19 protein-coding genes are annotated in these 24,661 nt (G+C 71.4%); 8 read left to right on the plus strand and 11 right to left on the minus strand.

Annotated features, from left to right (window positions below):
* The first annotated feature begins 9 nt into the window (after window positions 1-9).
* The 3 genes from ACFO0C_RS14220 to ACFO0C_RS14230 are packed head-to-tail and all read left to right on the plus strand — an operon-like array spanning window position 10 to window position 2,190.
* A complete protein-coding gene (locus ACFO0C_RS14220) occupies window positions 10-615 on the plus strand; it encodes a 5-oxoprolinase subunit B family protein (RefSeq protein ID WP_378067063.1) in 606 nt (201 codons plus the stop codon).
* Window positions 612-1,451 (plus strand): 5-oxoprolinase subunit C family protein, encoded by an 840-nt coding sequence (locus ACFO0C_RS14225; RefSeq protein ID WP_378067064.1) that lies wholly within the window; start codon window positions 612-614, stop codon window positions 1,449-1,451. The genes ACFO0C_RS14220 and ACFO0C_RS14225 overlap by 4 nt, the downstream gene beginning before the upstream one ends.
* Entirely contained in the window at window positions 1,447-2,190 is a 744-nt protein-coding gene (locus ACFO0C_RS14230) for a LamB/YcsF family protein (RefSeq protein ID WP_378067144.1), read from the plus strand. Before ACFO0C_RS14225 ends, ACFO0C_RS14230 begins: the two co-directional genes overlap by 5 nt.
* On the opposite strand, the gene ACFO0C_RS14235 is transcribed toward ACFO0C_RS14230, so the two are convergent.
* The 8 genes from ACFO0C_RS14235 to pdhA all read right to left on the minus strand — a co-directional run bounded on the left by ACFO0C_RS14235 (window position 2,178) and on the right by pdhA (window position 13,885).
* Entirely contained in the window at window positions 2,178-3,032 is an 855-nt protein-coding gene (locus ACFO0C_RS14235) for a CU044_5270 family protein (protein WP_378067065.1), read from the minus strand. The two genes, ACFO0C_RS14230 and ACFO0C_RS14235, sit on opposite strands and share 13 nt — an antisense overlap.
* Entirely contained in the window at window positions 3,025-3,600 is a 576-nt protein-coding gene (locus ACFO0C_RS14240) for an RNA polymerase sigma factor (protein ID WP_378067066.1), read from the minus strand. Before ACFO0C_RS14240 ends, ACFO0C_RS14235 begins: the two co-directional genes overlap by 8 nt.
* Window positions 3,601-3,631: 31 nt before the next feature.
* A complete protein-coding gene (locus ACFO0C_RS14245) occupies window positions 3,632-5,425 on the minus strand; it encodes an NHL domain-containing thioredoxin family protein (protein WP_378067067.1) in 1,794 nt (597 codons plus the stop codon).
* Between the two features lie 110 nt (window positions 5,426-5,535).
* Complete coding sequence (locus ACFO0C_RS14250; protein ID WP_378067068.1) at window positions 5,536-9,501, minus strand: LppU/SCO3897 family protein; 3,966 nt, start codon at window positions 9,499-9,501, stop codon at window positions 5,536-5,538.
* A gap of 440 nt (window positions 9,502-9,941) precedes the next feature.
* A complete protein-coding gene (locus tag ACFO0C_RS14255; RefSeq protein ID WP_378067069.1) occupies window positions 9,942-10,082 on the minus strand; it encodes a hypothetical protein in 141 nt (46 codons plus the stop codon).
* Between the two features lie 199 nt (window positions 10,083-10,281).
* On the minus strand, window positions 10,282-11,763 hold the full coding sequence (locus tag ACFO0C_RS14260; RefSeq protein WP_378067070.1) for a dihydrolipoamide acetyltransferase family protein: 1,482 nt from the start codon (window positions 11,761-11,763) through the stop codon (window positions 10,282-10,284).
* A 5-nt stretch (window positions 11,764-11,768) separates the two neighbouring features.
* Entirely contained in the window at window positions 11,769-12,746 is a 978-nt protein-coding gene (locus ACFO0C_RS14265; protein ID WP_378067071.1) for an alpha-ketoacid dehydrogenase subunit beta, read from the minus strand.
* Entirely contained in the window at window positions 12,746-13,885 is a 1,140-nt protein-coding gene (gene pdhA, locus ACFO0C_RS14270; RefSeq protein WP_378067072.1) for a pyruvate dehydrogenase (acetyl-transferring) E1 component subunit alpha, read from the minus strand. The genes ACFO0C_RS14265 and pdhA overlap by 1 nt, the downstream gene beginning before the upstream one ends.
* A 380-nt stretch (window positions 13,886-14,265) precedes the next feature.
* Between pdhA and ACFO0C_RS14275 the strand changes: the two genes are divergently transcribed.
* Window positions 14,266-15,450: a hypothetical protein gene (locus ACFO0C_RS14275; RefSeq protein ID WP_378067073.1), complete on the plus strand. Its 1,185-nt coding sequence runs from the start codon at window positions 14,266-14,268 to the stop codon at window positions 15,448-15,450.
* 9 nt (window positions 15,451-15,459) lie between these two features.
* Here the strand turns inward: ACFO0C_RS14275 and ACFO0C_RS14280 are convergent, their stop codons facing one another.
* Genes ACFO0C_RS14280 through ACFO0C_RS14290 form a run of 3 tightly spaced genes read right to left on the minus strand, consistent with a single transcriptional unit; the run spans window position 15,460 to window position 20,159 of the window.
* Window positions 15,460-16,662 carry a hypothetical protein gene (locus ACFO0C_RS14280; RefSeq protein ID WP_378067074.1) on the minus strand — a complete coding sequence of 401 codons (1,203 nt, stop codon included), beginning with the start codon at window positions 16,660-16,662 and terminating at the stop codon, window positions 15,460-15,462.
* 33 nt (window positions 16,663-16,695) lie between these two features.
* Window positions 16,696-18,360, minus strand: a complete 1,665-nt coding sequence (locus tag ACFO0C_RS14285; protein ID WP_378067075.1) for a GTPase family protein — start codon at window positions 18,358-18,360, stop codon at window positions 16,696-16,698.
* Window positions 18,357-20,159 carry an ABC transporter gene (locus tag ACFO0C_RS14290; RefSeq protein ID WP_378067145.1) on the minus strand — a complete coding sequence of 601 codons (1,803 nt, stop codon included), beginning with the start codon at window positions 20,157-20,159 and terminating at the stop codon, window positions 18,357-18,359. The genes ACFO0C_RS14285 and ACFO0C_RS14290 overlap by 4 nt, the downstream gene beginning before the upstream one ends.
* Window positions 20,160-20,447: 288 nt before the next feature.
* Here ACFO0C_RS14290 and dnaK point away from each other — a divergent pair, with 288 nt between their 5' ends.
* The 4 genes from dnaK to ACFO0C_RS14310 all read left to right on the plus strand — a co-directional run.
* A complete protein-coding gene (gene dnaK / locus ACFO0C_RS14295; protein WP_378067076.1) occupies window positions 20,448-22,298 on the plus strand; it encodes a molecular chaperone DnaK in 1,851 nt (616 codons plus the stop codon).
* On the plus strand, window positions 22,295-22,927 hold the full coding sequence (gene grpE, locus ACFO0C_RS14300; RefSeq protein ID WP_378067077.1) for a nucleotide exchange factor GrpE: 633 nt from the start codon (window positions 22,295-22,297) through the stop codon (window positions 22,925-22,927). Before dnaK ends, grpE begins: the two co-directional genes overlap by 4 nt.
* A 73-nt stretch (window positions 22,928-23,000) precedes the next feature.
* Entirely contained in the window at window positions 23,001-24,197 is a 1,197-nt protein-coding gene (gene dnaJ / locus ACFO0C_RS14305; RefSeq protein WP_378067078.1) for a molecular chaperone DnaJ, read from the plus strand.
* A 21-nt stretch (window positions 24,198-24,218) separates the two neighbouring features.
* A partial coding sequence (locus tag ACFO0C_RS14310) for a heat shock protein transcriptional repressor HspR (RefSeq protein ID WP_378067079.1) occupies window positions 24,219-24,661 on the plus strand: 443 nt, incomplete at its 3' end.

The following is a 24,661-nucleotide window of genomic DNA, read 5'->3' on the forward strand; positions in this document are numbered from 1 at the left end:
GATTTCCACATGAAGATACGACGGGTGGGAGCTGCCGGGCTACTGATCGAGTGCGATGATGCCGACCGAGTCGAGGACTGGCGCGCTGAGCTGTGGAGACGCCGCGAAATCGGTGAGCTGCAAGCGGTCGAGATCGTGCCCGGCGCCCGCACGCTCCTGCTGGACGGGGTGGCTCCCGGCACCGCGGAACTCCTCGCTCAGTGGGAGCCGTCACCCGGAGAAATTCAGTCCGAAGGGCCCCTCGTGGAGATCCGGACGGTCTTCGACGGCGAGGATCTCGAACCCGTCGCCGCCCTCTGGGGCGTCACCACCGGCGAAGCCGTCCAGCGCCTGGTCGAAACACCGCTCAACGTCGCCTTCTCCGGCTTTGCCCCTGGTTTCGCCTATCTGCGAGGTCTTCCGGACGCATGGGCGGTCCCCCGGCTCGCCGCTCCGCGGCCTCGCGTTCCGGCCGGCGCGGTCGCACTCGCCGGCGGCTACGCGGGCATCTACCCCACGGCCTCCCCGGGCGGGTGGCGGCTCGTCGGTCACACCGATCAAAACCTCTTCGATGTACGGCGGGAGCAGCCCGCACTCCTGACGCCCGGGACTCGCGTCCGGCTGGTGGCGGCATGATCACCGTGTTGCGGGCCGGTCCGCTCACCACCGTGCAGGACCTGGGCCGGCCCGGATACGCGCACCTCGGTGTACCCCGCTCCGGCGCGCTCGACGAACCCGCCCTGCGGCTCGCCAACCGTTTCGTCGGCAACCCCGACGACGCCGCCGGACTGGAGACCACCCTGCTCGGCTGCACCCTGCGCTTCGACCGGGCGGCACTGGTGGCCGTCACCGGAGCCGTCGCCCAGGTCGGCGTCAACGGCCGGCCGGTCGAGAGACCGCACGGACAGCAGCTCTTCGAGGTGCCGGCCGGTGGAGTCGTCGACATCGGACGGGCCAGCCGCGGAGTGCGGTCCTACGTCGCCGTGGCCGGCGGGATCGCCGTCGAACCCGTGCTCGGCAGCCGCTCCACGGACACCCTCTCCGGGCTCGGGCCGGACCGCCTCACCGACGGTGTCACGCTGCCGGTCGGCACCCCGTCCGGTGGGGCTCCGCTGGTCGGCGAGCCGGCTCGGATCGGCGGTGAACTGGTGCTCGGGATCCGGCTCGGGCCGCGCGACGACTGGTTCGTGTCACACGGGCTGTTCGGTTCCTCGTATCAGATCAGCCCGTTGAGCAACCGAGTCGGCGCGCGGCTCGCCGGCAACGCCCTGACCCGCACGAACGTCGGCGAATTGCCCTCCGAGGGCGTCGCCCTCGGCGCCGTCCAGGTGCCGGCCGACGGTCAGCCGATCATCTTCCTCGCGGACCACCCGACGACCGGCGGATACCCGGTGATCGGCGTGGTCGGCGACGTCACACCCCTCGCGCAGGCGCGCCCTGGCACTACCGTGAGGTTCCGTGAGCTCGATTGACCTGAACGCGGACCTCGGCGAGGGCTTCGGCGCCTGGCGCCTCGGCGACGACGACGCCCTGCTCGACGTGGTGACCTCGGCCAACGTGGCCTGCGGTTTTCATGCCGGGGATCCGTCCACGATGGCCTCGGTGTGCCGCAAGGCGGTCGAGAAGGGCGTCGCGATCGGCGCCCAGGTCGGCTACCGCGACCTCGCCGGATTCGGGCGGCGCCGGATCGACTACGCCCACGACGAACTGCGCGACGACATCGTCTACCAGATCGGGGCGCTCGACGCGTTCTGCCGGATCGCCGGTGACCGGGTGCGCTACGTCAAACCGCACGGCGCGCTCTACAACACCGCCGCCGTCGACGAGCTCCAGGCGTCCGCCGTGGTGGCCGCCGTCGTCGCCTACGACCCGGCGCTGCCGGTCCTCTGCCAGCCGGGGTCGGTTCTGGCCGTACGGGCCGCCGAGGCCGGCCTGAGCGTGGCCGGTGAGGGCTTCGCCGACCGCGGCTACCTCCCGGACGGCCGCCTCGTGCCCCGCTCCCGGCCGGACGCGCTGGTGCACGACCCGGACGAGGTCGTCGCCCGGGTCGTGCGGATGGCGGTGGACGGCACCGTCACGGCGGTCGACGGTTCCACGGTGGAGTGCCGGGTGCGGTCGATCTGCCTGCACGGCGACACCCCGGGCGCTGTGGTGCTGGCCCGTGCGGTCCGGGCCGGGCTCGCCGAACGCCTGACGGTTCAGGCCTTCTGACGGGCGCGGTCCACCAGCGCGATCTCGTCGATGCTCGATTCCGGTGTACCCAGCATCCGGAAGGTCTCCGGGTCGAAGATCCAGACCACGCTCCGGCTGGTCTGCCCGGTGGGCACCCAGGCCACCCCGACGCCCTCCCTGCCTCGTGAGTCCTTCACGCCCTCGACCAGGCTGACCCCATCGATCAGGCCGATCGCCCGGTAGAGCGCCGCCCGCTGCGCCGGCCGCATCCAGTACCGGGTGGATACCGTGCCCAGGAACTTGGTGACGGCGTCCAGGCTGTCCGAACCGAAATCGGCGCGGGCCGCCCTCCGGAGCCATCCGGCCATCGCCTCCGGATCGGTCGGCATGTCGTCCCGGTAGCGCACGATCACCTTGCAGTCGTCGCCGGCCGGGCAGCCCGGGATGGTCGCATACTTCCCGTCCTGGTCGATGCCCCACCCGTCGTGCCTGCCGTCGATCGACAGCCAGCCCTCGTTGGCACTGCCGTCCCACTCGATGAAGCGCAGGTAGAGGAACTGGTCGCCGCGCGGGACGACATCGGGCTCGCTCTCCACGGTGGTGGCGGCCTGATCGAGGAAGGCGGCAACCGGAGTCAGCTTCGGGAGTTGCGCCGAACTCGGTGCCGGGGTGGGCGGTTGGGCACTCGGCGTCACGATCTGCGGGACGGTGACCGCCGCGATGGCGGCGGCGGCCCCGGCGGCCAGGAGCGATGCCCACCGGCGGGTCCGCCTCGGCGGCGAGATCTCGGACATCACCCGGGTACGCGCCGCGGCGAGACGATCCACCGAGGGCAGCCGCGTCTCCTCGCCCCACTCCCGGACCAGCGTGATCTCATCCATGACGAACCCCCTCCTCGATGCTGTTCAACGGATTGGTGCCGCCCAGCGCGGCACGCAGGACGTTCCGGGCCCGGTGCAGGCGCGACCGGACCGTGCCCACCGGGATGTCGAGCGCGGCCGCGACCTGCTCGTAGGTCAGCTCCTCCTGCACGATCAGGAGCAGCACGTCACGGTCGCCGTCGGCGAGATCGGCCAGCGACGAGGTGAGTACGCCCCGCAGGGCGGCCGCGGTCACGTCGGCGGCCACCCGGTCGGCGTGGCAGGAGGCGTCCGGCTCGGCCGGGACGGCCTGGTGCAGGCGCAGCCGCCGGACCTCGTCACGGCGATGCTGGGCGACCTGAAGAGTGGCGATCCCGTAGAGCCACGGGCGGGCGTCGCGCTGGTCCGCCCGGAACGAGTCGCGGCGGCGGAACGCGGTCAGGAACGTCTCGGCGACCAGATCGTCGGCCGCCTGATCACCGAGACGCCGGGCCAGGTAACGGTGGATGTGTGGAGCATGCCGGTCGAACAACGCCGCGAAGTCCTCGCGGAGCAACGCGGCGTCGTCCGGCTCATCGTCGGTCCTCATGCCCGTTATCCGTCACTCGACGGAGATGAGTTCACGCATCCATGCCGCGGAGGATCAGCGGGAGCCTGCTCGGAGCGGACGGGTCGATCACGATCGGCACACCCCAGTCCTGCCGGGTCAGGTGGCAGGCACCGAACTCGGCGTCGACATCGCAGGTCGCGGCTTGTGCCACCACCTGGAGCACGCCCTTCGGTACATCCGGATTCAGCACGATTTCTCGTGACAACTCGGTTGTTGTGCCTTCACCCGCCAGGAGCAATTCCGCGGGGGACGCCGAGACCACCAAGCGTACCGGCGAGCCGAACTGGCTGTCCAGCTTCTGACCCGGCGCCGGGGTGAAGATCACGTCGAGGGTGACCGCGCCCGGAGCCAGGCGTGACGGCGGCCGCTCGGTCTTGTGCCGCTCCCCGTCGACCCGCTTGACCACGCCGGGAGCGAGCCGGGTCAGCCGGTGCGCGGCCGACTCCACCACGATCACCGTGCCGTCGGCGAGAAGCAGGACGTCACTCGGCTCGGCCAGCCCGGAATCCACCGTGGACACCTCGCCCGCCGCCGGATCGAAACGCCGGACCGCGCCGTTGTAGGTGTCGGCCACCAAGACCGAACCGTCCGCCAGAGCCGCCACACCGAGCGGGTGCTGGAACAGTGCCTCGGTCGCGGGGCCGTCCACGTGACCGAAATCGAACAGACCCTGGCCGACCGCGGTGTGCATGACGCCGTCCTCGACGTAACGCAACGCCGACGTCTCACTGTCCGCGATCCACAGCTTCTTCTGATCCGCGCTCACCGACAGACCGGACGGCTGGGCCATCCACACGTCCGGGATCGGGCCGTCACGCAACGCCTCCACCGTCGTACCCGCGTAGACGCCGACCGTGCGCTTGATCGGGTCGAACCACCACAGCTGGTGGATGCCGGCCATGGCGACGACGACCTTCTCGTCGAACCAGGCCAGATCCCACGGCGACGACAGATCGGCGGCGAGCGCGTCGTGCGCGTGGTCGTCGACCGCCGAACGCCACGGCCGCCCCGAACCGGCGACCAGGGTCACCTCACCCGTCGCCGTGTTGAAGCCGCGCAACTGGTGATGGACCGTGTCGGCGACCACCACGTCGTAACCGGCCACCTCCGCGACCTGCGGCGGCAACAGGACCAGGCCCTGCGGCTCACTGAACGGCTCGCCACGGACGCCACTGCCGATCCGGCGGACCAGCGTCTCCCCGTCCGGGGTCAGCTCCACCAGCGAATGCCGAGCCGAATCGCTGACCAGCAGATTGCCACCCGGCAGCTCGATCACCTTGCCGGGGAAGTGCAGCAGACCCTCCGGAGCGGGCGGCGGAACATACGGCCCGTCGCCGCGGTGCAGTGTGCCGTTCGCCTCGTGCTTCGTGATCAGCTCGTCGATCAGCCGGGACAGGCCCTCGGCGTGACCCTCGCCGGCCATCGACGCGACCAGATAACCCTCCGGGTCCACCACGGCCAGAGTCGGCCATGCCTTCGCCGCATACTGCTGCCACACGTGCATGTCACCGTCGTCGACGACCGGGTGATGAACGCCATAGCGCTCCACGGCGGCGGCCAGTGCCACCGGGTCACGCTCGTGCTCGAACTTCGGCGAGTGCACGCCGATCACGACGAGCGCGTCACCATACTTCTCCTCCAACGGCCGCAGCTCGTCCAGGACGTGCAGGCAATTAATGCAGCAGAAGGTCCAGAAATCCAGTAATAGGATTTTTCCGCGCAGATCGGCCAGGGTCAGGGCCTTACCGCCGGTGTTGAGCCAACCGCGACCCTTGAGTTCGGGCGCACGCACGCGAAATTCCATCCCGCCATGGTGCCTCACCGGCGGGCGGGGCTCCGGCCAGGCTTCTCGACAGCGAGAGGCCTCACCTTTCGGTGAGGCCTCTCGCGGCAAACCCTTGTCAGCTGATCCGGTCAGCCGTTCTTCTTCAGGCACAGGACCTGGTCGCCGTCGTCCTTCGGAACCACGATGTACGGCTGGGAGGCGTCACCGCACTGCTCCTTGGCCGTCACGATCGAGACCACCTGGAACGTCTCCGGCTCCGAGCACGAAGCCACCACGGGGGTCGTGCCCTCCCGCTTGACGCACTCACCCTGCGAGACGCTGAAATCATCGCCCGAGATCAGGTAGACCAGGCCGAACACCAGGCTGAGCAGCAGCGCCGCACCCAGGACGACGGCCAGAGCCACCGGGATCGTGCGGACGTTCACCTTGCCCGACGGCGCCGGCGGTGCCGGGGGATCGGCCTTGAACTGGTCGAACCGTCCCTGCTCCTCGGCCGGACCGGGCCAGCTCGTGGTGTCCTCCGGGCCGGGCGGCGTCACCGTGGCACGGGCGGCCGGGCCACTCGGGTACATCCCGCCGGGCTGCTCCGCCGGCATCGGGGGCAGAGCGGGCGCCGGAACATACGGCGAGTTGCCCCGGCCGGAGACGTCGGTGGTGTGCTCGTTGAACTGGTCGGGGAAGCCACCCGGCGCCGCACCGCGGCCGCTGGCGTCCATGGTGAACTCGCTGTACGGCGGGCCGGACGGGTGATCGCCCGGTGTGCCGAACTGCGGGCCGGAGCCGGGGAACTGCGGCGACCCCGGCATGGCCGGACCACCCGGGCCGCCCGGGCCGTTCAGGCCGCCCGGATTTCCCAAGCCACCCGGGCCGTTCGAGCCGCCCAGACCACCTTGACCGCTCGGGCCGCCGTGACCGCCCACACCGCCTTGACCGCTCGGGCCACCGTGACCGCCCAGACCACCTTGACCGCTCGGGCCACCGGCCGGGAAGGACGAGGCGACCGGGAACGGCGGCGGAGTGATCGGGCCGTCGCCGGGGACCTGCGGAGAGCCCGGCATCGCGAAGGGAGAACCGCCGCCCGGAGGAGTCTCCGGCGGGGTGACCCGTGCACTCGCCGTGGCGCGGGCGGTGGCCCGAGCCGGCGACTGCGGGGCGACACCGGGAGCACCCGGGCCACCGGGAACACCCGGGCCACCGGGAACACCCGGAGAGCCGAAGCCACCCGGAGAGCCGAACCCACCGGGACCACCTGCACCGCTACCGCCGGGACCACCGAGGTCACCGGGACCATCGGGGTTACCAGAGGCGCCGAAGCCGCCGGAACCACCAGAGGCGCCGAAACCGCCCGCACCGCCGGATCCGTCGCCGGGCGGTGGCTGGAAACGATCATCCGTTGAGTACGGGGTCGCGGTGCCGAACGTCGTCGACGGGGGCGGGAAACCACCAGACGGGCCGTCGCTCTGCTGTCCGCCGAACGGCGCGGGCGGGAAACCACCGGACGGGTTGTCGCCCTGCTGGCCACCGTAGGGCGAGGTCGGCGCGGGCGGGAAGCCACCGGACGGGTTGTCGCCCTGCTGGCCGCCGTAGGGCGAGGTCGGCGCGGGCGGGAAGCCACCCTGCTGGGAGGCGCCGCCGAGCGGGTTGTCGCCCGGACGTGCGGCCCCACCGAACGGCGAAGCGGGCGCGGGCGGGAAGCCGCCGAGCGGGTTCTCACCCTGCTGCGACCCACTGAACGGATCGTTCTGCTGTGCCGGAGCACCGAACGGATCGCTCTGCTGGGAAGACCCGCCGAATGGACTCTTCTGCTGTGCCGGAGCGCCGAAGGGATCGTTCTGCTGCGCGGGAGCGCCGAAGGGATCGTTCTGCGCGGGAGCGCCGAAGGGATCGTTCTGTGCGGGCGTGCCGAAGGGATCGTTCTGTGCGGGGGCGCCGAACGGGCTGTCGCCTTGAGGGGCGTTGCCGTAAGGGCTGTCGCTGCGCGGGGCAGGGCCGCCGAACGGGGACGTGGGTGCCGACGGGAAACCGCCCGACGGGCTTTCGCTCTGCGGCGGACCGCCGAACGGGGAAGTCGGGGCCGGGGGGAAGCCGCCGGACGGGCTCTCGTCCCGCTGCGGCAGGCCGCTGGGCTGGCCCGGCGGATACGGCGTGGCCGAACCGCTGTCTCCCCGCTGGGGCAGGCCGCTGGGAGTCGACGACGAGAAACCACCGGACGGTGACTCATCCGCGGACGCCGGGGTCTCCTCCGGGGCCGGGGCGGCCGGACGACCATAGACCCTGGCCTGCGGTGCGGCGTTGGACGGCGGCGGAATCTCGGCGGCCTCGGCCGGAGTGACCCGCACACCGGGCACCGACGCGCTGGCGGTGACGGGGCGGGCCGAGCCGACCGCGGGCTTCTTCGCCGGGTCGCGCGGCTGCGGGACCGACGAGCCGCCCTGCTGGTCGTCGGCCGGGTCCGGGAGAGCGCCGCCGGAGGAGAGAGCCGCGCCGGGGACCCGCTGCGGGTATCCGGCTGCGGACACCTGCGGGTCGTCACCGTCGCGCGGGCCGGCCGAGGCCTCCGGCGCACCCGGGAACGAGCCACCACCGAAGGCCGGGGCGTCGCCCGAAGCCGGGAAGGAACCACCGAAGCCCGGAGCGTCACCGGCAGGCGGGAAAGCGCTGCCGCCCTGGACCGGAGCGTCACCCGGGGGCGGGAAGGCCCTGCCACCGTCGGCCGGAGGCGGGAAGGAGTCGCCGCCGGAGGGCGGGAAGGAGTCGCCGCCGGAGGCCGGGAAGGAACTGCCACCCGGGGCCGGGAAGGAACTGCCACCCGGTGGCGGGAAGGAACTGCCGCCGGCAGGGGGGAAGGAGTCCCCGCCCGGTGACGGGAAAGAGCTGCCAGCCGCGGGCGGGAAGGAGTCGCTGCCGGGAGGCGGGAAGGAACCGCCACCAGAGGCCGGGGCCGGGAAGGAACCGCCACCCGGCGGTGGGAAGGAACCGCCGCTGGACGGAGGAGGCGGGAAGGCGCCGCCACCGGATGCCGGAGGCGGGAAAGCGCCGCCACCGAAAGCCGGGACGTCACCAGCAGGGGGGAACGAACCGCCGCGAGCCGGGTCGGCGGGGCCGTTGAACGGCTGCTGGCCGCGGACCGGCAGGTCGAGGCTGGGCTGGCTGCCGGAGGGTGACTCGACACCGGGGCCGGCGGGTGCGCGCAGCGGGAAACCGCCGCCCTCGCCGCGCCGGGACGGGAACGTGGTGCTGGCCGGCTGCTGGGCGGCCGCGTCGGCCGGAGTGTCGGGTGTGCGGACGTTCTGCATCCAGCTGTTCTGTGCCGGGCCGGCACTGAACGCGCCCGGAGCCGAATTGTCCGGCAGGTCGGAGAGGCTGGCGCCGGGCACGCGGACCGGCTGGTCGCCGAAGGCGGAGAACGATCGGCCGAGACCGCCGTCCTCGGGCGCGGTGGCACCGGGGGTCCGCGTCGGCAGCCCGCTGGTGGTGAGCCGGGCGCCGGGTGATGCCTCGGGCGCGGCAGCACCGCCGGGTGGCGGGAAGCCGGAACCGGAGCCGCCGAACGACGAGGCCGGCGGGGTCGCCGAACCGGACGGGGCCCACGACGACGACTGCGGCGGGCCGGCGTCGAACGGCGCGGGGGCCGGGACGGACGCGGCGCCGGAGGCCGGGACGGGACCGGAGGCGGGGACGGGACCGGAGGCCGGGGCTGCGCCATAGGGCGGCGGCGGGGTGCCGGGCTGCCCGTATGCCCCCGGTGACGGCGAGACCGAACCGTAGGGCGACGCGGTGCCGGAACCCTCGGGTGAGACCGAACCGTAGGGCGAGGCCTCGGACTGTGGCACACGAGCGGACCCGTACGAGGTGCCGCCCTGACCGGAGCCGGCGCCGAAGGTGGAGACGGCGGGCACGACGAACGGCGAGCCCCCGCCAGGAGTGGAAGCAGGCGGCGGACCATACGAATTGGGGAAGCCCTCAGCGGGCGGCTGGGCCGAGGCCCGACCGGCGATCCGCTGTGCGTCGGCGTCGGGCGGGAAACCGCCTGACGTGGGTCCGCCCGACGTGGCCTCGGCCGGCTGACCGGCGTGCTGCCCCTCGGACGTCATACGCGCCTCCTCATCGATGCGGCCGTGCCAGCTTTGCACGGACGCGACTCCACCGACGACCTTCCGCCAGGGGTCGTGCCAGCTTTCCGGCCTGGCCGTGCTGGGGCCGGGCGATGTCGCTGCCCGGGTGGCCCCGGTCTCCCTCACCGACCGGCCGTGCCGGTTCGGGGACCGTGCCCACGGTACCGGGCGGGCGCGCGGGGAGGAATCCCGGTGTACGCCCCTTGGGGGCGTCTTCCCGATCACCGAGGCGGCGATGAGGCGGGGATGGAGGTAGGAGAAGGCGGGGATTCACCGCTCGGAGGCGGTGTGAGGCCGGAGCAGTGGGCCGCCGGCCGGGATGGGGTGTGCCCGAAGGCGAGAGAGATGCGAAACGGCCCGCCCGGGTGATCCGGGAGGGCCGTTTTCACGTGTTGGTAAACCCCTGCGGGCCGGTGACCTCAGTTGGTCCAGCGGCGCTGGGCGATGACGGCGATCTCGTCGCGCATGGCCTGCGTGGGAGCGGCCATCATCGCGCGCTCGATGGCACGGTTCTGGCGGCTGATCATCCGGTGCCGGCGAATGCGGTCGATCATGTTCATGGCACTGCTCACTTCCCCCGCGGTGGCGGGTCTGGCTCTGACGAGCGTCGCCGGACCGCTTGTGGCGGAACCCTGGGCGCGCGTCCCGTTGTCGACTCAAGTATCTGCCGACAACGGGAGCGTGGCCAGTGAATTAGGGGGTGAGCTGGGTCATGAACCTAAGGATCGAAAGTCAACTGCCCAATCAGGCCGAAGGTCCTTAGGTCCAGCTGAGCAGGGTGGCCTCCGGGTCGGTCAGGAACGCGCCCACGTCACGCAGGAATTTCGAGCCCAGTTCGCCGTCGATGATCCGGTGGTCGAAGGAGAGCCCGAGCGTGGTGACCTGGCGCACCTTGATCTTGCCTTTGTGCACCCAGGGCGTCGGCCGGATCGCGCCGAAGGCCAGGATCGCCGACTCGCCCGGGGGCAGGATCGGCGTTCCGGTGTCGATGCCGAACACGCCCACGTTCGTGATCGAGAGCGTGCCGCCGGTCATGTCGGACGGCGGTGTCTTGCCCGACTTGGCCACCCGGACCAGCGTGTTCAGGGCCTCGGCCAGCTCGTGGAGGGTGAGCCGGCCGGCGTCCTTGACGTTCGGGACGATCAGGCCACGCTCGGTCGCCGCGGCGATGCCGAGGTTCACGTAGTCCTTGACGATGATCTCCCCGGTCGCCCCGGACCAGGTCGAGTTGACCATCGGATGCCGTTTCGCCGCGAGCAGCACCGCTTTCGCCACCAGCAGCAGCGGGGACACCCGGGTCTCGGCGAACTCGGGCCGGGCCTTCAGCTTCTCCAGCGCCTTCATCGAGCGCGTCACGTCGACGGTGAGGAACTCGGTGACGTGCGGCGCGGTGAACGCCGACGCGACCATGTTCTCCGCGGTGAGCTTCCGCACCCCCTTGATCGGGATGCGCTGCTCGCGAGAGGCGTCGAAGACCGCGGCCGGTGCGGTGGGAGCGGTCGCCGGAGCGGTCTCGGCCGGCGTCTCCGGACGAGATGCCGCCAGCTGTACGTCGTTCCGCGTCACCGACCCCATCGGGCCCGTCCCGTTCAGACCGGCGAGGTCGACGCCGAGATCACGGGCGAGTTTCCGAACCGGCGGCTTGGCGAGCACCGGCCCGGTCCGTCCGGCTGCCGCGGGAGAGACGGCCGCCGGGGGGACGGTCGCCGGAGCGGTGGACTGGACCACCGGTGCCGGAGCCACGGGAGCCGGCTCGACCGGTGCGGCCACGATCGGGGCGGCAGCCGCCGGAGGCGGGGTAGGTGTGGTTGCGGTCGTGGGAGCGGTGGCCGTACCGCTGCGGGGTCGTCGTTTCGCCGTTGTGGTCTTCGGGCCGTAACCGACGAGGACCGCGGTGCGGCCGCCGGGCGCCGGACCACCGATGAGGCCGGCTTCGGTTTCGCCGTCCCCGGATGAGGACGAGGACGTGGGCGCGGGGGCGATGGGTCCGGCGGTCGGGTCGGTGTCGATGGAGATGATCGGCTTGCCGACCTCGACCACCACACCGGCCTCGTGGAAGATCCGGGTGACGACGCCGCCCCACTTCGCCGGGATCTCGACGGCCGCCTTCGCCGTCTCCACCTCGACGATCGGCTGGTTGAGCTCGATGGTGTCACCGACCTTGACCAGCCAGGACAGGATCTCGCCCTCGGTCAGACCCTCACCGAGGTCGGGCAGGTTGAACTCTTTGATCCGGGACATCGCGGTCACCAGCCGAACGAGCGGTCGACGGCGTCCAGCACCCGGTCGAGGTCGGGGAGGTACTCCTCCTCGATCCGCGCGGCCGGGTAGGGGATGTCGTATCCGGTCACGCGCAGCACCGGGGCCTCGAGTGAGTAGAAGCACTCCTCGGTGATCCGGGCAGCGATCTCGGCGCCGAGGCCGACGTTGCCGGGGGCCTCGTGGACGACGACGGCGCGGCCGGTCCGCTTGACCGACTCGAAGATCACCGGGTAGTCGATCGGGGAGAGCGAGCGCACGTCGATGACTTCGAGCTCACGGCCGTCCTCGGCGGCGGCGGAGGCGGCGTCGAGCGCCACCCGGACCATCGGGCCGTACGCGAGAAGCGTCGCGTCCCCACCCGGCCGCGCGACCCGTGCCGAGTGCAGCGGGAACGCGGCATCCAGGGGAGCGTCGAGGTCGACCTCCCCCTTCTCCCAGTAGCGCCGTTTCGGCTCGAAGAAGATCACCGGGTCGTCGGAGGCGATCGCCTGCTGGATCATCGTGTACGCGTCGGCCGGATTCGAGCAGCTCACGACCTTGAGGCCGGGGGTGTGCGCGAAGTACGCCTCGGGCGACTCGGAGTGGTGCTCGACCGCGCCGATGCCACCGCCGTAGGGGATCCGGATCGTGATCGGCAGCCGCAGCTTGCCCTTGGACCGGTAGTGCATCTTCGCCACCTGGGCGACGATCTGGTTGTACGCCGGGAAGACGAACCCGTCGAACTGGATCTCGCAGACCGGCCGGAAGCCACGGATGGCCAGGCCGACCGCGGTGCCGACGATGCCGGCCTCGGCCAGCGGGGTGTCGATGACCCGGTTCTCGCCGAAGTCCTTCTGCAGAGCGTCGGTGATCCGGAAGACGCCGCCGAGCTTGCCGACGTCCTCTCCCATGATCACGACCTTGGGGTCGTCCTCCAGCGCTCGGCGCAGGCCGTGGTTGAGAGCTTTGCCCAGGGTGATCATCAGTGCCCACTCCCCTCGAAGGACGCCTGGTACCGGGTGAACGCGTCACGCTGCGCGTCGATCTCGGGCGAACCGTTGGGATAGACGTGATCGAAAAGGGCCACGGGCTCGGGGTCGGGCATCGCCAGCACCCGCTTCCGCAGGTCCAGGGCCTTCTTGTTGGCCTCCTCGTCCACCTCGAGGAAGAAGTCCTTCTTCGCGACCTTCTGCTTGGTCAGGAAGGCGCGGAGCCGGCTGATCGGGTCCTTCGCCTTCCACGACTCGACCTCGCTCGCGATGCGGTAGCGGGTCGGGTCGTCCGAGCTGGTGTGCGCGCCCATCCGGTACGTGTACGCCTCGACCAGCGTCGGGCCCTGACCGTTGCGCGCGTTGTCCAGCGCCGCCCGGGTCACCGCATAGGTCGCCAGTACGTCGTTGCCGTCCACCCGGATGCCGGGGAAGCCGTAGCCGCCGGCCCGCTGATAGAGCGGGACACGGGTCTGCCGCTCCAGCGGCTCGGAGATCGCGTACTGATTGTTCTGGCAGAAGAAGACGATCGGGGAGTTGAACACCCCGGACCAGACGAACGCCTCGTTGACCTCGCCCTGGCTGGTCGCACCGTCGCCGAAGTAGGCGATCACGGCCTCACCGTCGGAGGAACCGGTCTTGCCGTCCATGGTGACGCCCATGGCGTAGCCGGTCGCGTGCAGCGTCTGCGAGCCGATGACGATCGTGTACTGGTTGAACTTGAACTCGTTGGCGTCCCAGCCGCCCTGGTCGACACCCCGGAACAGGCCGAACGGCATGATCGGATCGATGCCGCGGCAGTAGAGGACGCCGTGCTCCCGGTAGGTCGGGAAGGCCATGTCCTGCGGGCGCAGTGCCCGCCCGGAGCCGACCTGAGCCGCCTCCTGCCCGAGCAGACTGGCCCAGATGCCCAGCTCACCCTGCCGTTGCAGGGCGACCGCCTCGGTGTCGAGGCGCCGGACGGTGACCAGATCCCGGTAGAGCTCGCGGTACTCCTCGTCGGTGAAGTCGACGGAATACGTCGTCCCGTCAGCGGTGGTGACGCTGTCGACACGCTCGCCGTCGGGGGTCAGCAGTTGGACGAAGCCGCCGGGCGGGATGTCGGTCCCGGCCACGCTCTCGCCTTTCGCCATCCGTGTCTCCTGTTTCCTCGTTGCGCCCGCGGCGGGTGTCTCCCGGCCACGCGGCTGAACCACTCAGGTGCCGCGCCTGGCCCGGGTGTGGGTTGTCGCGCGGCGAACACCGGCTCGAAGCCGGGACGGCCGCCGTGACCCCGCTGGTCGGCGTAGGCAGCGACGTGCCGTCGCCCCCATCCTGACAGAGAGAGTGACCGCCGTTACAGGCTGCGTGGATCACGAATCCAGAATTCTTGTCTGGTCTTTTGTCTTTTTTATGGGGTTTTGTCCATTCACTTCGGTACTAATGGCCCTTTCATGCCGCTCCCTCCGGTGCCCGCCGTCGTTCAACCCCAGTGACCGGGACGGATCCAAGCTGATCTTTGGAGGAGCCTCGCGTGCCGCACCTGCCCGACGACGACTACTTCGCGCGGCCCCTCAAGGTGCTGCGCAAGCGGATCAACGGGGTGTATCGCGAGGATCTCGGCTTCTCCGGGCCGACCCGCCGCTACGTCGTGATGGTGGCGCTGCTCGTCGCGCTCGCCTCGTTCCCGACCCTCGCCATCCTCACCACCGGATCCAGCGAGATCACCGATGACGGGCGGACCGGGGCGATGGACGTGCCGTTCCTGCCGCCGCCGGCGACCGGGCCGGTCATGCCGACGACCATTCAGGGGTACGGGGAGAAGCCGCCCCGGCCACAACAGTCCCGGCCCGCGAACCCGGGGATCGTTGCGGAGCCGCCCTCGGTGACCCCCGCGCCCACGGCCTCGCGGGTCTCGGCCGCGCCCCCGTCGCGTGCTGCCGTATCTCCGTCGCGTGGCGCCGCCGCTCCGCCGCGAGCCACCGCGCCCGTGCCGCGGGCGTCGCTCTCGGCCGCTCCCGTGCCGCAGCGGGTCGCGCGCCCGCCGGCGCCGAGGTCGCGGCATGCGTCGCGCTCACCCGTGCCGAGCCGGGCCGCGCCTCTGCCCGCACCCACGTCGCGTCAAGCCTCGCCTGGGCCGGCCCGCACGTCGCATCGGGCCCTGCCTCTGCCGGGGCCGCGGCGGGCCTCGTTCACATCGGGTCCGATTCCGGTGGTGCCGAATCTGCCCGTCGTCCCGGCGGAGGACGAGTCTCCGGAGCCGGAGTTGCCGCGCGACTTCCCGACCGTTCCCAGCCTGCCGGACATTCCCGATGAAACCGGCCGTGCCGCGGATGATGATTCACATAAACCCGAGGAACCGCATAAACCGGACGTGCCGGGGAAGCGGGACTGTGAGAAAGCCGTCAACGATCGCCGATCCGTGGATCGGCCCCGACACAGCCGGAGGTCAGCAGTGGCCGAACGCCCGTACAACGTCCGCCCGTCCCGGGTCCTCGAGCAGAGCCACACCGACGGCAACCTCAACGTGGTCCGCCGCCTGCTGACCGAAACGAACTCGGAGGAGAACCGGCGCGCCAACCGCCCCTATCGCGGGATGCACCGGGCCGAGCACACCAATTACCCGGAGGAACGCAGCGCCTCCTACGACCGCAGCACCCGGGTCGGCCGTCATCACGCCGACCCGAGCACGGACGCCCATCACATCAACCGCCGCTGACCGGGCGGCTCACTCGTCGCGGTTGGCTTCCAGCCACGCGTCGATGGCGGCGGTGTCGCCGGGGTCGACGCCCTCGGAGATGAGCTGGGCCACCGCGGCGGTGGCCGGGCTCCGCCGCTCGCCGGTGGTGTAGAGCCGGGCGAACTCGGGGATCAGCTCCCCCAGTGCGTCCTCGGTCTCCTGGACCGCCGCCGCCGGCAGGTTGCGCCGCACCGTGGCATAGGCCGACCAGGCCCGCACCACGCGCGGCATCATGGCGGCGTCGTCCAGATCCAGGACGGCCCGCCGGTGCACCCAGTCGAGCAGGAACAACCCGGCGACCGCCGGACTCCAGCGCAGCGGATCGCCACCCGGCAGGCTCGCCGCGTGATCGAGCACCAGGCTGACACAGAAGTCCAGGGAGGCGAGGTCGGCCGGGTCGCCCGAACCGGCCGGCAGGTCGAACCGGGCCGCCTCCGGCGAGGACAGGAAGTCACGGACCAGATCGTGGCCGGCCGGCCCGGCCGGCTCGGTGAGCGGCGGCGTGGTCACGGCCGGCAGCAGCGCCAACCGGGCCGCCGCGAGCGCGCGGTCGGTGGCGAGCGAACCGTCCGACGGCAGCTCGCTCAGCTCGTCGGTGACACGCAGGTGCCGGCCCACCTCGTCACGCAGGCGGCCGGGATCCTCGGTGCGGAACCAGGTCAGCTCGTCGGCCTCGCAGAGCTCGCGCACCTGCGCGAGCCGCGGCGCTGCCGAGGCGGCCACGAACAGGTCCTTGGTGATGCCGATGTTGTGGTCCACGAGAGCCACCACGGCGTGCTCCGGCCCGCCCTCCGAGTCGTCCTCGTAGGCGAAGGTGACCAGGTAGGACGTCTGATCGCCGAAGACGTCCCCATAGGCCCAGCAGCCGGTGGGCCGGACCCGCCCGAGCTGTGCGGCCCAGGCGGGCGCCTCCGCGGCGTGGCCCACCTCGGTCGCGCCGTCGGCGTCGGGCACCAGGGCCGCGAAGACCTCGCGGATCGTCGTGGTGGCCGGGGCGTCCGGAGCGGTCGTGGCGGTCAGGAACCGGCCCACGAAGTCACGGACGGCCGCGGCCCGGTCGTCGGAGGCAACCGAGTAGACACTGCCGAGCAGAGCCGTGCCGAGCATCTCGGCATCGAGAGCGCAGCCCAGCTTGGTGACGTCACGGGCTGCTTGCAGCACGGCGTCGTAGACCGTCCGGGGTGCGGGCATGCCGCGAGCCTACGCCCGCGGCACCCGCCGGAACTACTCCGCTCGCACGACGCTGAGAGCTTCTCTCGCCTGGGCGTAGGCGTTCAGCACCTCACGGACCGGCGCGACCACGTACCCACGCCCGACCTCGGTGACCGCGGCCCGCAGCCGCAGCTCCGCTCGTCGCCGGGCCCGTCGCGCTCCGGCCTCGATGATCGGCCGCAACACCAGCCACAGCAGCAACCCGCCGGCCAGTCCGATGAGCAGCAACAGCGTCGGCAGCGGGACGACACCCACCTCCGGACCGTCGATGTCGGGCAGGCCGAGAGCGGACAACGCGTACCCCAGGATCAGCCAGCCGAGACCGGCCGCGGCGGTCGCCAGCAGCACCCACTGCAGGACGCCGACTGCCCGCCACCAGACCGGCGGTTGCTCCAGGCCCAGGTCGGTCTGTGCGACCGCCCGGTCGAGCGCGTCCGGCACGTCGGCCGCCTTCGAACGGGCGGCGCTGTTCAGCGCGGGGGACCACACCTCCGGCAGCGGAGCCGCGGCGCGTGCCGCGACCGCCCGGACGGTCAGGCCCACGGCGGACTTCTGCGCGGCGTCGGCCTCCGGGACCGACGTACGCGGAACGACATCCGTGGACACCGAGTCGGTCTTGACCGGCTCGGCGAGATGCAGCTTGCGCAGCGGGTCGGGCCGGAGCCGGCGCAGCCCGCGCGCCAGCGGCCAGCCGGTCGCCGCCGAGGCCCGGTGCCGGTAGGCGGCGGCGGTCGAGTCCGCCACGCCCGGCACCCCGGCCGACTCGGCCAGCGCGTCACACAGCTGCCGGACGGTCGCCCGGTCCACCTCGTCCTCGGCGGCCGGTGGCCCGATCATGGCGCCCAGTTCCTCACCGACCGCGTCCAGGTCGGCGGTGAGCCGGCGCAGTGCCGCCTGCCGGTTCGCCACCGTGGACTCCAGGGCCGACCGCAGCTCGCTCAGCATGCCCGGCTGTTTCGCCGAGGTGGCGATCACCGGGGTCCCGGTGAGCCCGTCCTCCTCCAGGAGCCGGGCCAGGTCGTTGCGGACCACCTCGGTGTCGGCCGGGTTGAGCCGGTCGGCCTGATTGAGGACCACGATGGTGACGCCGGCGTGGGTGCTGAACTGGGACAGGTACGCCCGGTGCAGGACCCGGTCGCCGTACTTCTGCGGGTCGACGACCCAGACGATCTGATCGACCAGACCGAGCAGCCGGTCCACCTCGAGCTGATGGGCGCGCTCGATCGAGTCGAAGTCGGGCAGGTCGAGCAGGATCAGCCCGCGCAGGGTGGCCTCGTCGTCGCCGTCCAGAGCGCTCTCCCGGACGAACCGCTGCCGCGGCAGCACCCCGACCCAGTCGAGCAGCCGGTTGGCCGGCTCCAGCGGGCCCCACACCACAGCGTGCGCGGTGCCGGTGGTCGGCCGGCGCACACCCACCGGCGACAGCTTGAACCGGGCGAGCGCATTGAACAGGCTGGACTTGCCGCTGCCGGTGCTGCCGGCGAGCGCGACCACGGTGTGGTCGAGGGAGAGGGTGAGCCGGCCACTGGCCCGCTCGACAAGGGTGTGCGCGGCCACGAGCTCGCCGTCCGGCAGGTACGGGTCGGCCACCCGCAGGAACCGGGCCAGCGCTTCCAGTCGTCGTCCCAGGGCCTCCGCGTCGACGGACTCGTCGCGCGACTTCTGTACCAAGTTCATGACCCGGACCCGGTCAAAGCGAGTTCCTTCCTGGCGTTCTCCACCTCGGCGGCGGTCTGGCGCAGAAGCGTGCCATGCGTCGTCTCGAGGCGTGCCGCCGAGGTCCGTTCCGTGAAGCGGGCGGCCTCGACGGCGAGCAGTTTCTCGACCCGGTCGAGCAGTTCGGTGCGGGCGCGGCCGGCGAGGGTGCGGATCGCCTGGTCGCCGAAGACGGCCTCGAGCACCTTCTGTGCGGCGACCGCGCTGCCGGCACCCGCGGCGACCTCCAGCCCGGTGGGGATGAAGGCGGTGGCGGTGAAGACCGCGATCATGACGGCGAGCCCGGCGCCGTTGACCGCGTACGCCGCGCCCCGGGCCACGGCCCGCTTGTCCGACGCCTCGGTACGGACCAGTTCGAGCACCCACTGCTGCCAGTCACGGACCAGGCGGTCGGCGCGCTCGGGCAGGTCGGGCGAGGCGTGCTGCAGGTTCGGCGCCAGCAGGGCGGCCCCGGCCGGGTGGGCCTGCCACGCCGCATACGCCTGCTCGGCCGCGTCCGTCGCCACCCCGCGCAGCAGGGTGACCAACTGCGACTCGAGAGCGACCCGCAGGTTCTGCCCGGGGGTGGTCCGGCCGCTGAGAGCCGCGAAGAGACGGTCACGCAGGTGACCCACCCGGGACTCCAGGTTGCGGACCAGGTCGCCGGTGCCCACGTAGTCCTGCCAGCGGGCCAGCACCTCACCACGGAGCAGCCGGCCGTCGCGCAGGCCCTCCTCGGTGACCCGGTGGGCGTTGCGGTAGGCGGACTCGACCCGCTCGTCCAGCGCATGCGCCGTACGGACCTGGTCGTCGGCGGCCTCGGCCAGCCCGTTGAGTGCCGGGGTGAGTGCGCTGAGCGCTCCGTCCAGGGTCTGCCGGACCACCGTGCCCCGGGCTCCGGCGTCACCGGCCAGCTGGGCGAACCAGATCCGCATCGGGCCGATCGCCGCGTCCGGCAGCATGCCGTGCTGGTCCAGCTCGGTCTCGGGCAGCACGAACAGCGGTGCCGAGCCGAGGTCGTTGGCGGTCAGCATCTCGCCCAGGTGGGCGGCGATCTCGGCGGCCGCGTCGACCGGCACCCGGTCCAGGACCAGGGCGATCACCGTGCCCCGTAGCCGGGCGGTGGTGAGCAGCTCCCACGGGACGGCGTCGGCGTAGCGTGCGGCGGTGGTGACGAAGAGCCACAGGTCGGCCGCAGCCAGCAGCTGGGCGGCGAGCTTGCGGTTCTCGTCGACGACCGAGTCGACGTCGGGCGCGTCCAGCAGGGCCAGGCCGGGACCGATCGTCGGGGTCGCCACCACCTGGAGCACGTCCGCGGCGTTGCTCGGCTGACCGGTCCGGGTGAGGCCGGGCAGCAGCCCGCCCCGGCCGAACCACTGCACGTCGTCGGGGTGGGTCACGAGCACCGGTGACTTGGTCGTCGGCCGGAGCACGCCGGCGTTGCTGACCGGGGCTTGGACCAGGCTGTTGACCAGTGTCGACTTGCCCGCTCCGGTGGAACCGCCGACGACCACCAGCAGGGGTGCGTCGAGGCGGGCCAGTCGTGGGAGCAGGTAGTCGTCGAGTTGAGCGGCCAGGGCCGAACCGACTCGCCGGGCCTCGTCCGCGGACGGAAGGACCAGGGGGTACGAGACCGCGCCGAGCGCCGCCCGTAACCGGCTCAGGGCCGTGGCCAACCGGCCGACCGCCGGGGGTACTTCGACCGGTTCGGGGCGGTTTCCGTGGTTTTCCGGACGGATCGGGCTCGCCCCCGTACGCTCTGATGGGCCACCTGTGGCCACGCTGACCTGGTTCTTTTCATCCGATTGGGCGGGGACGGCGGAAAGGGCCGACGGACCGACCGCGTCTCCGTGCGTCGTCACGGGTAAAGCGTGCACGATCTATGCATCCAGGACAACAGGGTCCCGGTATGCCGTGACCTGACAGGTATGTGCCGGTGCCCCTGTATGCACCGGCTTGCGCCCCAGGGGCTCAACTTCGATTTGACGCTGTGCGGCACCGTGGCATCATTGAGTCGGTTCCACTCAACCTTCGTACGCGAACCCCAGCTGTGAAAAGCGAGGAACACCATGGCACGTGCGGTCGGCATCGACCTCGGCACCACGAACTCCTGCGTCAGCGTTCTGGAAGGAGGCGAGCCCACCGTCATCGCCAACGCGGAGGGCTCCCGGACGACTCCGTCGATCGTCGCCTTCGCCCGCAACGGCGAGGTGCTCGTCGGTGAGGTCGCCAAGCGCCAGGCGGTGACCAACCCCGACCGGACCATCCGTTCGGTCAAGCGGGAGATCGGCACCAACTGGTCGATGGACATCGACGGTAAGCAGTACACGCCGCAGGAGATCTCCGCGCGGGTGCTGATGAAGCTCAAGCGGGACGCCGAGGCCTACCTGGGTGAGCAGATCACCGACGCGGTCATCACCGTCCCGGCGTACTTCAACGACGCGCAGCGCACCGCCACCAAGGAGGCGGGCGAGATCGCCGGCCTCAACGTCCTGCGCATCGTCAACGAGCCCACCGCCGCCGCTCTGGCGTACGGGCTGGACAAGGGCTCCAAGGAGCAGACCGTCCTGGTCTTCGACCTCGGCGGCGGCACCTTCGACGTCTCGCTGCTCGAGCTCGGCGACGGCGTCATCGAGGTCAAGTCGACCTCCGGTGACAACCACCTGGGCGGCGACGACTGGGACCAGCGGATCATCGACCACCTGGTGAAGAGCTTCCGTGGCGAGCACGGCATCGACCTCTCCCAGGACAAGATGGCGCTCCAGCGTCTGCGCGAGGCGGCCGAGAAGGCCAAGATCGAGCTGTCCGCCGCGACCACGACCAGCATCAACCTGCCCTACATCACCGCGGGGGCGAACGGCCCGCTGCACCTGGACACGTCGCTGAGCCGCGCCGAGTTCCAGCGGATGACGCAGGACCTGCTGGACCGTTGCAAGGGCCCGTTCGAGGCGGCCATCAAGGACGCCGACGTCAAGCTGGCGGCCATCGACCACGTCATCCTGGTCGGCGGCTCGACCCGTATGCCGGCCGTCACCGAGCTGGTGCAGAGCCTGATCGGCCGCGAGCCGAACAAGGGCGTCAACCCGGACGAGGTCGTCGCCGTCGGCGCCGCGCTCCAGGCCGGTGTGCTCAAGGGCGAGGTCAAGGACGTCCTGCTGCTCGATGTCACCCCGCTCTCGCTGGGCATCGAGACCAAGGGCGGCATCATGCACAAGCTGGTGGAGCGCAACACCACCATCCCGGCGCACCGCTCCGAGGTCTACACCACGGCCGACGACAACCAGCCCTCCGTGCTGATCCAGGTCTACCAGGGTGAGCGCGAGATGGCGGCGAACAACAAGAAGCTCGGCACCTTCGAGCTCAGTGGCATCGCCCCGGCGCCCCGCGGCGTCCCGCAGATCGAGGTCTCCTTCGACATCGACGCGAACGGCATCGTGCACGTGTCCGCCAAGGACCTGGGCACGGGCAAGGAGCAGAAGATGACGATCACCGGCGGCTCCGCGCTGCCGAAGGACGACATCGAGCGCATGATGCGCGACGCTCAGGACCACGCGGACGACGACAAGAAGCGCCGTGAGGACGCGGAGACCCGCAACCTGGCCGAGCAGCTGCAGTGGCAGACCGAGAAGTTCCTGGCGGAGAGCGGCGACAAGCTCCCCGAGGACAGCAAGAACAAGATCGGCGAGGCGCTCGGCGAGCTCCGTGGCGCGCTCGGCGGCACCGACATCGAGAAGATCAAGTCGGCCCACGAGCGGCTGTCGCAGGTCTCCCAGGAGGCCGGCTCGCTGCTCTACTCGCAGGGTGAGGCCCCGCAGGCCGCCGCGGGTGGCGCCCCGGGTGCCGGTGCGGGCTCGACCGGCCCGGCGGCCGGCGGTGACGACGTGGTCGACGCCGAGATCGTGGAGGACGACAAGAAGTGAGTGCCAAGGACGACGAGAACGACGGTCCGGCGGCCGAGCGGGAAGTCATCCAGGGCGAGATCGACCCGACGGCCGAGGAGGCTCCCATCGAGGAGTCGGCGAGTAAGAAGTCGCAGAAGCCGGTCGGCGCACACCGCGCCCCCGAGGAGGAGGACGTGACTCCCGTGGCCGAGGAGGACGCGAAGCCCGGTCTCGGTGCTGAGCTGGAGGCCCTGCGGGGCGAGCTGGAGGAGCGTACGCACGACCTCCAGCGCGTGTCGGCGGAGTACGCCAACTACCGCAAGCGGGTCGACCGTGACCGTGGCACCGCGGCCGAGCAGACCACCGGCAAGGTCCTCACCGACCTGCTCCCGGTCCTGGACGACATCGACCGGGCCCGTGAGCACGGTGACCTGGTCGGGCCGTTCGCCTCGGTGGCGGAGCAGCTCACCGCGGTGACCGGCAAGCTCGGCCTGGTGGCCTTCGGCGAGAAGGGCGACCCCTTCGACCCGAACAGGCACGAGGCGGTCGCGCACCAGACGTCCGCGGACGTCGACGAGCCGACGTGCGTCGAGGTGATGCGCCGGGGTTACACACTGGGCGAGCGCCTGCTGCGCGCGGCTCTGGTCGCTGTCGCCGATCCGGAGTGAAATCAGTGACTGTGTCCCGCCCACCGGTCTCCGGTGGGCGGGGCGTCGCCGACAAGTCGAGGAGGTGGACTGAATGAGCTCGAAGGACTGGCTCGAGAAGGACTTCTACGCCGTGCTCGGCGTGAACCGGTCCGCCTCCCCCGACGAGATCAAGAAGGCGTACCGGAAACTCGCCCGCGATCTGCACCCGGACCGCAATCCCGGTAACAAGGAGGCGGAGGAGAAGTTCAAGGCCGCTTCCGAGGCGTACGACGTGCTGGCCGACGACAAGAAGCGCAAAGAGTATGACGAGATGCGCTCGTTGTTCGGCTCGGGCGCGTTCCGGCGCGGGGCGCGGGGTGGCGGTGGCACCCAGTTCGACCCGTCGGACCTGTTCGGCGGCTTCTCCGGTGGAGCCGGGGCGCCGGGCGCGGACCGGCGGTTCGGCGGCACCGGTTTCTCCGACATCTTCAGCTCGATCTTCTCCGGCGGTCAGCCGCCCGGCGGGCCGGCGGGGCGGCGTGGTCCGCAGCGCGGGCGCGACGTGGAGACCGAGGTGACCCTCGACTTCGCCCAGGCGGTTCGTGGCACGACGCTGCCGCTGACCTTGCGCACGCCGGGCGCCTGTGACACCTGTCACGGCAGTGGCGCCAAGCCGGGGACCACGCCACGCTCCTGCCCGAAATGCCACGGGACCGGCCTGATCTCCAGCAACCAGGGTTCGTTCAGCTTCTCCGAGCCGTGTCGTGACTGTCAGGGCTCGGGCAGCATCGTGGACGAGAAGTGCCCGGAGTGCCGGGGCAGCGGTGGGGTCACCAAGACCCGCACGATCAACGTCCGGTTCCCGGCGGGCGTGGCCGACGGCCAGCGGATCCGGCTCAGCGGCCGGGGCGAGCCGGGTGACCGGGGCGGCTCGGCCGGCGACCTGTACGTGCAGGTCAAGGTGCGGCCGGACGACCTGTTCGGGCGCAGCGGCGACGACCTGACACTGACCGTTCCGATCACCATCGCCGAAGCCGTGCTCGGCACCGACCTGAAGGTGCCGACCCTGGACGGTCCGGTCACGCTGCGGGTGCCACCGGGTACTCCGGGCGGCCGGAAACTACGGGCGCGGGGCAAGGGCGTGGTCCGCAAGGAGGGCCAGGCCGGCGATCTGATCGTCACCGTCGACGTGCAGGTCCCGGCCGGAGTCACCGGCGAGGCCCGCGACCTGCTGGAGAAATTCGCCAAGCTCACCCCGCCCCCGGCGCGGGACCGGATCGACGAACGTCTGCGCCGGGCTGCCGGTTAGAGCCCTCCCGGGAGGTGGCACATGTATGAAGAGATCCACATCTCGATCGAACAGGCCTCCGACGCGAAGGTTTTGATCATCTCGGTGGCCGCACGTCTGGCCGGGATGCATCCACAGACCCTCCGGCAGTACGACCGGCTCGGGCTGGTGCAGCCCGGCCGGGCCGGTGGCGGTGGCCGGCGGTACAGCGAGCGGGACGTGGCACTGCTCCGCGAGGTGCAGCGGCTGAGCCAGGAGGACGGCGTCAACCTGGCCGGCATCAAGCGGATCATCGGCCTGGAGCAGTTGGTCTCCGACCTTCAGCACCGGGTGGCCGAGCTGGAGCAGGAGCTCGAGTCGGCCTACCACCGGATGGCCCAGGTGGAGGCGATGACGAATCCGTACGGGAGCCGTGACCTGGTCCGCCAGGAGAGGCAATCGACGGCGCTGGTGGTCTGGCGACCCCGGCGATCCCCGGACAAATG

Source organism: Actinoplanes subglobosus (assembly GCF_042650585.1).
GTDB lineage: Bacteria > Actinomycetota > Actinomycetes > Mycobacteriales > Micromonosporaceae > Actinoplanes > Actinoplanes subglobosus.